The organism is Paenibacillus sp. SSG-1 (genome assembly GCF_002224835.1).
GTDB classification, from domain to species: domain Bacteria; phylum Bacillota; class Bacilli; order Paenibacillales; family Paenibacillaceae; genus Paenibacillus_AQ; species Paenibacillus_AQ favisporus.
The window spans coordinates 6094912-6107175 of the sequence record NZ_MBRK01000001.1 but is presented as its reverse complement, the minus strand read 5'-3'; the positions used below and the strand labels follow the sequence as shown (position 1 = coordinate 6107175).

General features: G+C 53.7%; 9 protein-coding genes. 6 read left to right on the top strand and 3 right to left on the bottom strand.

The window, feature by feature from the left end; all coding sequences use genetic code 11:
- Nucleotides 1-140 precede the first annotated feature (140 nt).
- A complete protein-coding gene (locus BCV73_RS27835; protein WP_256993029.1) occupies nucleotides 141-1256 on the top strand; it encodes a mechanosensitive ion channel family protein in 1116 nt (371 codons plus the stop codon).
- Between the two features lie 120 nt (nucleotides 1257-1376).
- Here the strand turns inward: BCV73_RS27835 and udk are convergent, their stop codons facing one another.
- The gene (gene udk, locus BCV73_RS27830) at nucleotides 1377-2012 is read right to left on the bottom strand and encodes a uridine kinase (protein ID WP_089549327.1); all 636 of its coding nucleotides are present in this window, start codon (nucleotides 2010-2012) and stop codon (nucleotides 1377-1379) included.
- A gap of 289 nt (nucleotides 2013-2301) precedes the next feature.
- Between udk and BCV73_RS27825 the strand changes: the two genes are divergently transcribed.
- Both BCV73_RS27825 and BCV73_RS27820 read left to right on the top strand, forming a co-directional pair.
- A complete protein-coding gene (locus tag BCV73_RS27825) occupies nucleotides 2302-3273 on the top strand; it encodes an acetylxylan esterase (RefSeq protein ID WP_089550438.1) in 972 nt (323 codons plus the stop codon).
- 467 nt (nucleotides 3274-3740) lie between these two features.
- Complete coding sequence (locus BCV73_RS27820) at nucleotides 3741-7145, top strand: S-layer homology domain-containing protein (protein WP_089549326.1); 3405 nt, start codon at nucleotides 3741-3743, stop codon at nucleotides 7143-7145.
- Between the two features lie 78 nt (nucleotides 7146-7223).
- Here BCV73_RS27820 and BCV73_RS27815 read toward each other — a convergent pair whose 3' ends face one another.
- Both BCV73_RS27815 and BCV73_RS27810 read right to left on the bottom strand, forming a co-directional pair.
- Nucleotides 7224-7967, bottom strand: coding sequence for an MBL fold metallo-hydrolase (locus tag BCV73_RS27815; protein WP_256993028.1), 744 nt, complete (start codon nucleotides 7965-7967; stop codon nucleotides 7224-7226).
- Nucleotides 7968-8171: 204 nt separating this feature from the next.
- Complete coding sequence (locus BCV73_RS27810) at nucleotides 8172-9140, bottom strand: hypothetical protein (RefSeq protein ID WP_089549325.1); 969 nt, start codon at nucleotides 9138-9140, stop codon at nucleotides 8172-8174.
- Nucleotides 9141-9377: 237 nt separating this feature from the next.
- Between BCV73_RS27810 and desA the strand changes: the two genes are divergently transcribed.
- The 3 genes from desA (at nucleotide 9378) to BCV73_RS27795 (ending at nucleotide 12244) form a co-directional block, all read left to right on the top strand.
- Nucleotides 9378-10436: a Delta(5) desaturase DesA gene (gene desA, locus BCV73_RS27805; RefSeq protein ID WP_089549324.1), complete on the top strand. Its 1059-nt coding sequence runs from the start codon at nucleotides 9378-9380 to the stop codon at nucleotides 10434-10436.
- A gap of 69 nt (nucleotides 10437-10505) precedes the next feature.
- Entirely contained in the window at nucleotides 10506-11648 is a 1143-nt protein-coding gene (locus tag BCV73_RS27800; RefSeq protein WP_089549323.1) for a sensor histidine kinase, read from the top strand.
- Nucleotides 11645-12244, top strand: a complete 600-nt coding sequence (locus BCV73_RS27795) for a response regulator transcription factor (protein ID WP_089549322.1) — start codon at nucleotides 11645-11647, stop codon at nucleotides 12242-12244. Before BCV73_RS27800 ends, BCV73_RS27795 begins: the two co-directional genes overlap by 4 nt.
- Nucleotides 12245-12264: the final 20 nt, after the last annotated feature.

The window sequence follows — 12264 nt, the reverse complement described above, 5'->3', positions numbered from 1 at the left end:
ATATAGAACTTGTAAGGTCCCGTGAGGCGGGGCCTTTTTGGTTCTGGCATGATTTAACAACTTCCATTTTGGGCTCGGTCTTTAGACACAGGAAACGCCAAAATGTTATAATATAGGTCAATTTTCTGGGGGGTGTCTATTTGAGTATATGGACGTGGCTGCAGGATGTGATCGGCCGTATCAGATGGATGGATGTGCTGGTTTCTACCGGAATCATGGCCATTTTTGTGCTGATGAACCGGTTTCTGGTCCGGTACGTGTTTTCGCTGGTCAACAGGAAAAAACGGGAGAAGGAGCGGACGCTGTTGTGGGAAGAAGCGCTTGAGAAACCGCTCCGGTTGTTTGTTGTCGTCCTTGGGGTGTATCTGGGATTCAAATATTTGTTTTCCGTCCGTTGGGAGACAGCCATTGCGTTGGACGGACTTTTTCGCAGCGCGGTCATCCTGCTGATTGGATGGAGCCTGCTCACTCTGTCCAACCGGTCTTCATTTTTATTGGAGCAGCTCAGCAAGAAGATCCGGCTGGATGATTCGAGCATGCTGATTCCTTTTATGTCCAAAGTGCTGCGGTTTGTCGTGATCGTCCTGACCATTACGCTGATCGGAACAGAGTGGGGGTTCAGCATCAACGGCCTGGTCGCGGGCATGGGGCTCGGCAGTTTGGCGATTGCCCTGGCTGCGAAGGATACGCTCGGCAATATTTTCGGGGGCATCGTCATCATATTGGAGAAGCCCTTCTCAAGGGGCGATTGGATCCTGACCCCCAGCGTGGAAGGATTCGTCGAGGATATCACCTTCCGGAGCACGAAAATCCGTACCTTTGCGGATGCAGTCGTAACGGTACCGAATGCAGCGCTGGCGGATCAGCCGATCACGAATTGGAGCCGCATGGGCAAACGCAGGGTTACCTTTACGCTCGGCGTGGCACTTGATTCGGACAGAGAGCGGCTGGCTGCAGCGGTCGAACGGATCGAGACGGGCCTAAGGGAAAATGAGAAAATCGATCAGACGACGATTCTGGTCAAGTTTACGGAATTTCAGCAAAGCAGCTTGGGCCTTTTCTTTTACTTTTTTACGAAAACGACCGTGTGGGCGGAGCACTTGGCAGTACGGCAGGAGGTAAACCTCGCCGTGATGAAGGTGCTCGAAGAAGAGGGAATTCGCCTCGCCTATCCAGCGCAGCGCTTACTCCTTGAAGAAGGAGTCGTGTGGAACTCGGAAGAAGAGGGACTGAGATCCGTTTCGAGCGCGGGATGATCCTTTCGCGCATAGAAAACAGCCCTTCGCACATGATTGCGAAGGGCTGTATTGGCTTGTCCGGTTTATTGTTCGCTGTCCGCTGGGAATCAACGGTTCTCTAAACCGCTCAAGCCGAGTTTAGATGTCCGACCAGTTCCGGTCGCCCGTCAGGAACTTCTCCGTCAGGATCGACAGCAGCTGAATGCCGACTTCGTTTTCACCGCCTTCGGGAATGATGAGGTCAGCGTATTTTTTGGATGGCTCGATAAAGGCCTCATGCATCGGCTTTACCGTCGCCAGGTACTGCTGGTGAATCGACTGGATGCTGCGTCCGCGTTCCTCAATGTCGCGCAGGACGCGGCGCAGAATGCGGACGTCCGGATCGGTGTCGACGAACACCTTGATATCGAGCATCTCGCGCAGCTTCTCGTCCGAGAGGACGTGAAGGCCTTCGATAATGACGATATTGTTCGGCGTCAGCTCCACCTTGTCGACCGAGGAGCGGGCGTGAACCGTAAAGTCGTACACCGGCGCGTAAGCGGTTTGGCCTTCTTTTAACTGGCTCAAATGCTCGATAAGTAGTTCATTATCAAAGGCGAACGGATGATCATAGTTGATCAGCTCCCGTTCCGCCAGGCTAAGATGAGGGTTGTCCTTGTAATAATTGTCCTGGGAAATGAAGGTGACCTTTCCCGAACCGAGACGATCGATGACCGAACGGGCCACCGTCGTTTTGCCGGAGCCAGTGCCGCCGGCGATACCAATAATAAGCATGACGAGTCGTGTACCCCCTAAATGAAATACCACCTGCAACTACAACCCAAGTATTGTAGCACAGCTGCCGCTTTTTTTCACCTTATCGGGGTTATGAGAAAAATGGTAAGGTTGTTTGTGAGCAAGGCAAACGCCATGGGAAAACTTGTCATGAGCAGTTCGGCAAACCTTGTCGAAAATAGCTTCTTATTGGTTGCAGGCACGGGCAGGAAATAAAACATTAACGGGCGAATGTAAATAAGATTGAAATTACTAAATTGACTTGGTAAACAAAGAAAGGTTGATGATTGTGCCACTCGTAGATATGCCGCTGTCCCAGTTGAAGCAGTATGAAGGAAGAAATCCGAAGCCGGATGATTTTGATACATACTGGTCGCAGGCACTGGAAGAAATGCGGGCTGTCGATCCGCAGGTGGAACTCGTTCCAGCGGATTTTGAAGTGCCGTTTGCCGAATGCTTTTCGCTGTATTTCACCGGGGTGAACGGCGCGAGAATTCATGCCAAGTATGCCCGGCCAAAAGGGGCTGCCCAGCCTCACCCGGCCGTGCTGCAATTTCACGGTTATACGGGAGACAGCGGGGATTGGATGGATAAAATGGTCTACCCGGCAATGGGTTTCTCCATCGCGTCGCTGGACGTCCGCGGTCAAGGCGGCTTGTCCGAGGATAAAGGCGGTGTGGTCGGCAACACGCACCATGGACATATTATCCGCGGCCTAAGCGACAAGGACCCGCACAAGCTGCTTTTCCGTGACGTGTTCCTGGACACCGCACAGCTGGCGGCGATCGTGATGAGCTTCCCGGAGGTAGACGCAGACCGCGTGGGGGCGACGGGCTGGTCGCAGGGCGGAGCACTGACGATTGCGTGCGCCGCGCTGGAGCCGAGAATCAAGAAGGCAGCCCCGGTATATCCGTTCCTGAGCGATTATAAGCGGGTATGGGAAATGGATCTCAGCGTTCATGCGTACGAGGAACTCCGTACCTATTTCCGCAAGTTCGACCCGCAGCATCAGCGCGAGGACGAAATTTTCACCAAGCTTGGCTATATTGACATTCAGAACCTGGCTTCACGCATTGAGGCCGACGTTATGGTTGGCGTAGGACTGATGGACACGATCTGTCCGCCATCGACCCAGTTCGCCGCCATTAACAAAATGAAGTCGCCTGTGAAGCTTGAAATCTATCCGGATTTCGGCCACGAAGGTCTCCCTGGCCTGAACGACAAGATCGTGCAGTTTATGAAGGGGCTCCAGCAGGAATAGTCGCGTATCAAAGCCGCAGATGATAGCGGTGGATTGATTGGCTAGCTCTTAGGCTGTAAAAGAGGCTGCGTTCCATTCCGGCGTTGCTGTAATCGGATGCATGGCATCGTTCGGCAACCGGCTGTCATTGAGCGGATTTTTTGCACTCCTTTGTTTTTCTAACCTACATGCTCCTTAATCAAAGGCATTCCTTGAGGCTAAATATCGGCCAGGGAATGCCTTTTGGCGTCTGTTTAATGGTACGGGTTACGGAAAATGGATTGTTTTTAGAATGGGGGTACGACCGGATAGAAAAAAATATCGAATTTTGGCGGCGCAGTTAACTTTCGTTAATTGTTGGTGCCTGTTTGCCTTGCTACGATAGGGATGCCTTTTTGATCCCGATTCAAAAGACCTAGACGGAAAGACTCATGCCGGCTTGGGGTTGGGACAATTTTCATATCTGAAAGAGCAAGGAGAGATAGGAAATGCACCGATTAAGAAAGCTAAGCCTGGGAGCCGTGCTTATGTTCGGCCTGCAGCAGCTGTACCCGGTGGCGGCATTTGCCGAAATTGCAGTGGAGCCGCAGGAGGACCCGTTTGTTTTTTATGTTAGCGACAACGATTATGGCGAGGGATACAAGCTGAGGGTTAGCTCCTATAGCGATCAGGAAGACCTTTTGCACGAGGAGACCAGCGAGAACCCGCCGAATGAGCCTTTCGTCATTTCCATTAATCCGTACGAAAATCCATGGATTCCGCACGTTGATCTGGATGACCCGCGTCCAATTACGTTCCGGGTGGAGACGATTAAAATGAACGGCAGCGGTTCGGAAGGGGATGGAGCATCCCCTGAGACGTCTGGTGGCACCGGCGGATCGAGCGGAGCAGATAGCGGCAGTGAAGAGCCGGGCAACCCTAGCGGCGAAGTCAGCGACGGCACGACCGGGGGTACGAGCAGCGGCAATGAGGGAACTGTAGGCTCGGATTCCGGAGAAACCGGCGGCACTGAAGGAAGTGAAAGCGGCGAAAGTGAAACCGGAGATGCGGGGCAAGGCGATCCGATTCCCGGGAACTCCGGGGAGCCTGGGGGTTTGCCTGGAATCGGTATCGAATCGATTAGCTCCGATGTACCTCAAGAGGATAGCACAAGTGTGGCGGCGGCTCCCGGCAATGAAAACAGCGAAGAAATTGTGGACCGCGTCGATTATACGTGGAGCCCAATGGCGACCGTCGAAGGGGATATCCCTGCTGCACCCGGATCGGTGGACGACCTGAGAGTGCTGGTGGCGAGCGGAGACAGCCTCGGGACTTCCGTAGGCGAAGGCGATGAAGGATTTAAATACGATGAAGAAACACACATGGTCCATTATAAGGTAAACCTGCCGAAGGGCGGACCTTACCTCGTCGAGGCCTCAGTTGACGGTGACCCTTATGGATCGGCTCTCGTGAAGCCGGTTACCGGGGTGAACCGTTTCCCAAGTAAAACGCTGATCGAGGGCAACCAGATCCATACTTACTTTGAAGTTGACGCTGATCCTCTTGTCCCGTACACCGTAGAACAACTGAATGGGATGGACGACAGCTTGAATGCGGACGATGGACAGGCGGTCGATTTTGGCGGGCAAACCTACAATACGTCCAAGGAGGTCGAACTTCCGTTCGAATTTCCGTTTTATGGGGAGAAGCATGGCCAGATCTGGATCGATATCAACGGAGGAATTTATTTTGACAATTATTCCACTCCGGGTCCAGAGAATTATCCAGATGTAGATGCACCGCCTGCTCTGCAGGCCTATGTATCCGGTCTGAGGCTGAATCCTACCGACCCAAACTCCAAAATCCTAACGAAAACGATCGGGGAGGAAGGGGACCGGAAGTTTATCGTACAATGGAACAATATGTATTTTTATAACGCCGATGCCCCGATTACGTTCCAGGCGATTCTATTCGAAAATGGGGATGTGCAATATCAGTATCCGAACATCACGATAGAAAACGGCGAATACGATGACGGCGAGGCTTCAACGATCGGCATTCAAGCCGCTCGGGGCTTGTCCCTAAATTACCTCCTCTATTCGCATCGCATGTCCATGATCGAAAGCAACCAGGCGATTCGCTTCAGTCCGGTAACGGTCTCGGACGAGAATCACACCGATCCCGGTCATGGCCAGTACACAGTGATCTACAACGGTAATGGCAGCACAGAAGGCGTAGTCCCTGTGGACGGGCAAGCTTATGGTACTGAGGATAGCGTAACCGTTCAGGGGAACGCCGGCGGCCTTAAGAAGGATGGGTACGATTTTGCCGGATGGAGCCGGCATTCGGACGGAAGCGGCACGCTGTATAAGGAAGGCGACACCATTTCGGTCGGCTCGGAAAATATAACGCTCTATGCGGTATGGGCGCCGGTAACTCCTCCGGGTGGCGGTGGCGATAACGGAAACGGCGGAGGAGGAGATAACGGCTCCGGTGGAGATGGCGGCTCCGGCGGAGGGGATCATGGCTCCGGCAATAACGGCGGATCTAACGGCGGTGGAAGTAACGGTGGCAACAATAGCTCGGGCGGCAGCGGCGGATCGAATAACGGCGGCAGCAGCACTGGCGGCTCAACCACGCCAGCGTCTTCGGGAAATTCGGCTGCCAGCGTTCCTTCGCCGATCGTGGTGAACGGTAAGTCTTACGATGGTGTGCTTCAAACGACGGCTTCTACCAATAACGGGCAGACGTCCGTAACGGCGGTCCTTGATTCGTCGAAGCTGCAGGCCATGCTGAGCCAGGCCGGGCCGGGACAATCCGTCATCATTCCGGTCATGCAGGCAGCAAATACAACGACGGTGGGGCTGACAGCAGAATCGCTGAGGGCTCTGGAAAACGGCGCCAGTCAGCTGGTGATCCAAACCGCAAACGGAAGTTATCAGATTCCGGTTTCTGAGATCAGCACGTCAAGACTAACCCGGCTCTTCCAAGCTTCAGGTGATGTTACGGGCATGAACGTCCAGATCACCATCGCCGGGTATGAAGCGGCAAAGGCAGCACAGCTGCAGGCAGCCGCCCAAAAGATGGGGCTGCAGCTGGTGATCGGACCGGTCGATTTCCGGATTGCCGCTTCGTTCCAGGGTCAAACCTTGAACGTTAGCCCGTACAGCACTTATGTGCAGCACGTCCTGCCGATTCCGGCAGCAGGTGAAGGTATGGTGTCCACGGGAGTCATGCTGGACGAGAACGGAACCGTGCATCCGGTGCCTACCCGGTTGACCGGAGAGAACAGCAGCCGCAGTGCGGTCATGAGCAGCCTAACCGGCGGTACGTTCGCCTTGGTTGGCTACAGCACAAGCTTCAGCGATGTGAGCGGGCATATCCAAGAGGTCGTACAGGACCTTGTCTCCCGCTTGATTCTGCAGGGAACGGGGGATGGCCGATTCAATCCTGACCGTACGACTACCCGCGCGGAATTTGCGGCCATTCTGGTCCGCGCGTTAGGGCTTGCCGGCGGAGGCCAATCAAGCAGCTATGCCGATGTGAAGCCGGGCGACTGGTATACGGAGGCCGTCACGCTCGCCCAAAGATACGGTATCGTGAACGGTTACAGCGACGGCACGTTCCGTCCCGGTCATACGATCACCCGTGAGGAGGCGCTGGTCATGTTCAACCGGGCCGGTAAGCTGGCCCGCTTGAAATCCGGTGCCGATCAGGAAGGCTTAAGCCAAGCATTGTCCGTATTTACAGACAGCCAGGCTGTGTCGGGCTGGGCGGCTCAGGCCGTGGCTGAAGCGGCGCAGAACGAGCTCTTGAACGGCCTTGGCGCTCAGCTGCAGCCGAAAAAAGAGATCACCCGAGCGGAAACGGCCGAGATCCTTCAGCGTTTGCTGGAGAAGTCAGGCCTCATCTGATCGTATAAACACTATAGAACATGCAGAGGCAGCTGCCGGGAATATCCCGGCAGCTTTTTTTGTTCCAGCCGCGGGGGCTCAGTCCATACCCACAAGCGCTTCAAGTTGAGCCCGAATGTTGCCGCTGGCGAATCCGCCATGATAACAAATAACGTTCTCGATCTCGTAATTCAGATACCTCTGCAGCGAAAGTACCGCCGCGTCCATATCCGGCGTGGAAGGGCGGTGGGGTCCCATCAGCTTGCCGTTAACGCTGAACATCGCATCCCCGGCAACCAGCGTTTGGCTCCGGTGCAGATACAGACTGAGGTGTCCCGGCGTATGTCCCGGTGTATAGATCACCTCGATTCCTCCGCAATAGGGCAGCACCTGCCCGTCTTCCAGCGTGTGATCGACCCTGCCCTTAGGCAGGTTGGCGATCAGGAAGGAGACAATCTGCTTGCGCTCCCCTTCCGGCAAGCCTTCCAGCTGCCAGGCCATGTGCTCCATTGTGGCCTTCATTAATGGGAGCTCGCCTTCGATATACGGCTTCTCCAACGGGTGGGCGTATACGTTGATGCTGAATCCGGCTTCCTCCAGAATCTCCGGCAGGCTGCCGATATGATCGATATCCTGATGGGTCAGCAATATGGCCCGCAGTTGCTCTGCCGGAACGCCGTGCCGCTCCATTTCGTTCCGGATCAGGCCCCACTGGCCGGGTGTACCGGTATCGATCAGCACCGCGTCTTGTCCGTCCCAAACAAGCGTAGGGTGTAACGTCTGGGGGCCGCCAAATCCGTCAATCTGCAGTTCCAGCATGATTGCACTATTTTCAATGATCAAGGGAACACCTCCTTTATACTGAGTCGTAGCGAATGGGCTGTGAAGATACTTCTCCCTAACAGAATAACGAACCAAGCGGGCGTAAGGATACGTGAACAGCGTGCCGCTCGAAAAAAACATTCCCGGACCAGGCAGCGAAGGGACAGGACCCCACATAAAAAAAAGCGGCAAGGCCCATGGGCCTCCCGCTATACTCGCAAAGCGTTAGGATTTTTTCTTGTCGGAGCCTCCAAAGTTCAGGCCGAGCTCGCCGTCATGGCTGCCGACATTGCCGCCGACCTTAAAGCTGACGCCTTTACCGCCGCCAACTTGCGCCCCGGCATGAGCCCCGAGACCGTGATCGCCGCCCACATGCGCACCTGCGCTGACGCCGGCCCCCTGCCCGCCGCCAACCTGGCTGTTCACATAGGCACCGATGCCGTGGTCTCCGCCAAGCTGGGCTTCCGTATTCAAGCCAATCCCCTGCTTGATGCCGACATGACCGTCGGCGTGGACGCCAAGGCCGTACTTGCCACCCAATTGGGCGCCGGTATCGAAGCTGAGGCCGTGGCTGCCGCTTACCCCGGCTTCACCTTGCATGCCAAGTCCGTAAGATTCGCCGCCGACATGCGTGCCGGCTTGGGTGCTGACGCCGGTGCTGTCCATCTGGCCGCTGGCGCTAACTCCAACGCCGTGTTTTCCCCCGACTTCCATGGAGGTGTTCATCTGAATCCCTTTGGTGGATTCGGTTTTTTGCTCACCCTTTACAGCTTCGCTTTTCACTGGCTCCTCTTTCTGGGCCTTTTCCTTGACGGGTTCGCTTTTGGCCGGTTCACTTTTCACGGGAGCTTCCTTTGCGGCCTCAGGTTTGACCGCCGTATTCTCGGGCTTTGCCAGCTCTGTTTTCTCGGTAGCAGGATTAATCTTGAATTTGTAGCCTTGGGGCGTAGGTTCAACCCGGTTCCAATCATAGGGGAACGGCTGTGGAGTGATAGGAGCAAACGGATAAGGATAGGAGTTGAGCTGCCCGTTTGTGTCGTATGCGTAGTACGTGCGATAAGGAACCGGATAAACGTACTGGGGCCACGTATAGGGAAGGGCGTATGGATAAGAGGATCGCTGGTTGTAAGCATAAGCATACGGGTCCACGCATGGCTGCCAGCACGGCCCGTACGGATGTCCATTCGTAATCATGGGGAACCTCCATATTTGAATTTAATACTATAACCTATTCACATGGAGCCCGAGGTGACACCCGCCTACGGGTCGTTTCTTCGAAAGAGAAGATGTACTATTTTATATGACGTTTGTCATACTCCCTACCTGATGTTCATGACTACTCGGTAACGGTCTGGTTTTCTATACTTAGGCTAGAAGACGTCCTCGGAAGCCCCGAGTATGACGGCATGCTTCATTCAGGGAGGAAGACAGATGAAAACACAAACCAAGGTCACCAATCTAAAAAAAGAAATGGCCCCCTATGAGAAAAGCAATACGAAATCGAGCATTATACAGGTCGTGACAACCCTAGGACCTCTGTTATTACTCTGGTACGCCGCATATTTAAGCTTATCCGTATCGTATTGGATAACGATTCCTATAACCATTATTGCTTCCGGATTCGCCATTCGGACCTTTATTATTTTTCACGACTGCTGTCACTATTCTTTCTTTCAGAATCGGCGGGCCAATGAAATCATCGGTATGATTACGGGGATTCTGACGCTTGTTCCGTACCAGCAGTGGAAGAACGAGCACTCCATTCATCATGCCACGAGCAGCAACCTGGATAAACGGGGGATCGGCGATATGTGGGTGATGACCGTGGATGAATATGCCGCGGCGTCATGGACGAGGAGACTCGCTTACCGTTTCTATCGCCACCCGGTCGTTATGCTCGGACTCGGGCCGATCTTCGTGTTTGTCATATCGTACCGTTTTAACCGTAAAGGAGCGAAGCGAAAGGAACGCATCAACACCCATGTGACGAATGCAGCGATTGTCGGTTTGTATGCAGTGATGTGCTGGGCGGTAGGCTGGGAGGCGTTCCTGATGGTACAGCTCCCGATTTTATTCGTATCCGGGATGCTGGGCATTTGGCTGTTTTACGTGCAGCATCAGTTTGAAGATTCCTACTTTGAAAATGAGGACGAATGGAGCTACGTAAAAGCTGCGGTGGAAGGAAGCTCGTACTACAAGCTGCCCAAGGTGCTGCAGTGGATCACAGGCAATATCGGTTTCCATCATGTCCACCATTTGAGCCCGAAGGTGCCCAATTACAATTTGGAGAAGGCGCATAATTCGACGCCGCCGCTTCAGAAGGCTACGACAATTACGCTTGCGACGAGCTTGGCCTCTCTTAAATTCCGGCTGTGGGATGAGGAGAACAAAACATTTGTCAGCTTTAAGCAGATCAAACTTGGTCGGCGGCAAACCGAGCGTGGAGCTAAACCGATCAAAGCCAGCAGAGCAAGCATACAAGGGGAATAGCGCTGTTATCCGGCGTTTATGATAAACTACAAGGAAAAACTATCGTTCGCACGTCGGGGGGCATCGGCCTTGCAGAAATGGTACCAAATTTTTCACAGGAGCACAGGACTGAGTCCTTATGTATGGGTCATCTTTTATATTTTCCCTTTTTACTTCATATTTCGTTCTTCGTCCACGGTTCATGTGGTGTTTGGCACCCTGATGATTCTGGCGTTTTTCGGCTGCTATGTGTTGTCGTTTGTATCCAAGGGCTGGTGGTTGTATTTTTGGACGTCCATTCAGATTCTGATATCCTTGGCCATGACCCTGATCTTTGGATATGTCTATTTCGCGCTCTTCGTTGCGTTCTTTATCGGAAATATTCATCACCGGGTTGGATTCGTTACGCTGTATACGATTCACCTCGTTACGACAATGGTTACGGTGAATTATGAATATGTGACGCAGGATCCCGTCATGATTACCCAAATCCCGTTCGTTCTGATCAGTCTGATCGCGGTGATTCTGCTGCCTGTCACCACATATTATCGGAACAAACGAGGGAAGCTTGAGGTACAGCTGGAGGATGCGAATAAGCGGATTTCCGAACTGGTGAAGCTGGAGGAACGTCAAAGGATTGCCCGCGACCTTCATGATACACTCGGTCAGAAGCTGTCCCTTATCGGGCTGAAGAGTGATTTGGCCGGCAGATTAATCAGCACAGACCCGGCTCAAGCGCAGTCCGAGATCAACGATGTGCGTCAGACGGCAAGAAATGCTTTGAAAGAAGTGCGGGACATGGTCACGCAGATGCGCGGCACGCGCCTCGAAGATGAGATGTTCCGCATCAAGCAGATCCTTAAAGCGGCCGAGATTGAATTTGTTATGGCAGGAGACCCGATACTCAGCAATACCTCGCTTCTGGTTGAAAATGTGCTGAGCATGTGCCTGAAAGAAGCGGTGACGAATGTAGTCAAACACAGCGGCGCCACCGTCTGCTCGATCGTCATCGAGTCGTCTGCAACCGAGCTGACGATGAAGATCATCGACAACGGGATTGGAATCCAGACGGACTCGGCCCTGGTCAGAGGAAGCGGTCTGCGTGGAATGAAAGAACGGCTGGAGTTCGTAAACGGCAGTATGGAAATCGCCGCGGGCATCGATCCGGGCACGAAGGTGGTCATTAAAGTGCCAAACGCTGTTAAACACCCGGATAAGGAGGTCATCATATGATCCGAATCGTTATAGCCGAGGACCAACGAATGGTGCGGGGCGCGCTTGCCTCGCTGGTCAATCTGGAACACGATATGCAGGTTGTGGGCCAAGCGAGCAACGGCGAGGATGCCGTGAAGCTGGTTCAGCAGCTGAAGCCGGATGTTTGTATCATGGATATTGAAATGCCGGGAAAAAGCGGTCTGGAAGCGGCCGAGGAACTGAAAGGCAGCGGCTGCAAGGTGATGATTCTGACGACCTTTGCACGCTTTGGCTATTTCGAGCGGGCCATTAAGGCCGGGGCCTATGGATATTTGTTAAAAGACAGCCCCAGCGAAGAATTGGCAAGTTCCATTCGGAGTATCGTGGCGGGCAGACGGATTTATGCGACAGAGCTTGTCGACGATGCTTCCGGGCAAGAGAACCCGCTTACCCCACGGGAAAAGGACGTGCTCGGCCTGATTGCCGATGGCAAGAACACAAAGGAAATCTCCAGTCAATTGGATATCACGCAAGGAACGGTCCGGAACTACATTTCCGTCATTCTGGATAAGCTTCAAGTCACAAATCGGGTGGAAGCCATCACGCGCTTTAAAGAGAAGGGCTGGTTCAAATGATTCGATCCCGATGGCCCCTT

Bases quoted from the DNA above. Each gene is read 5' to 3' on its own strand.
- BCV73_RS27795 (WP_089549322.1), top strand. From the start codon at position 11,645: ATGATCCGAATCGTTATAGCCGAGGACCAACGAATGGTGCGGGGCGCG.
- udk (WP_089549327.1), bottom strand. From the start codon at position 2,012: ATGCTTATTATTGGTATCGCCGGCGGCACTGGCTCCGGCAAAACGACG.
- BCV73_RS27820 (WP_089549326.1), top strand. From the start codon at position 3,741: ATGCACCGATTAAGAAAGCTAAGCCTGGGAGCCGTGCTTATGTTCGGC.
- BCV73_RS27810 (WP_089549325.1), bottom strand. From the start codon at position 9,140: ATGATTACGAATGGACATCCGTACGGGCCGTGCTGGCAGCCATGCGTG.
- desA (WP_089549324.1), top strand. From the start codon at position 9,378: ATGAAAACACAAACCAAGGTCACCAATCTAAAAAAAGAAATGGCCCCC.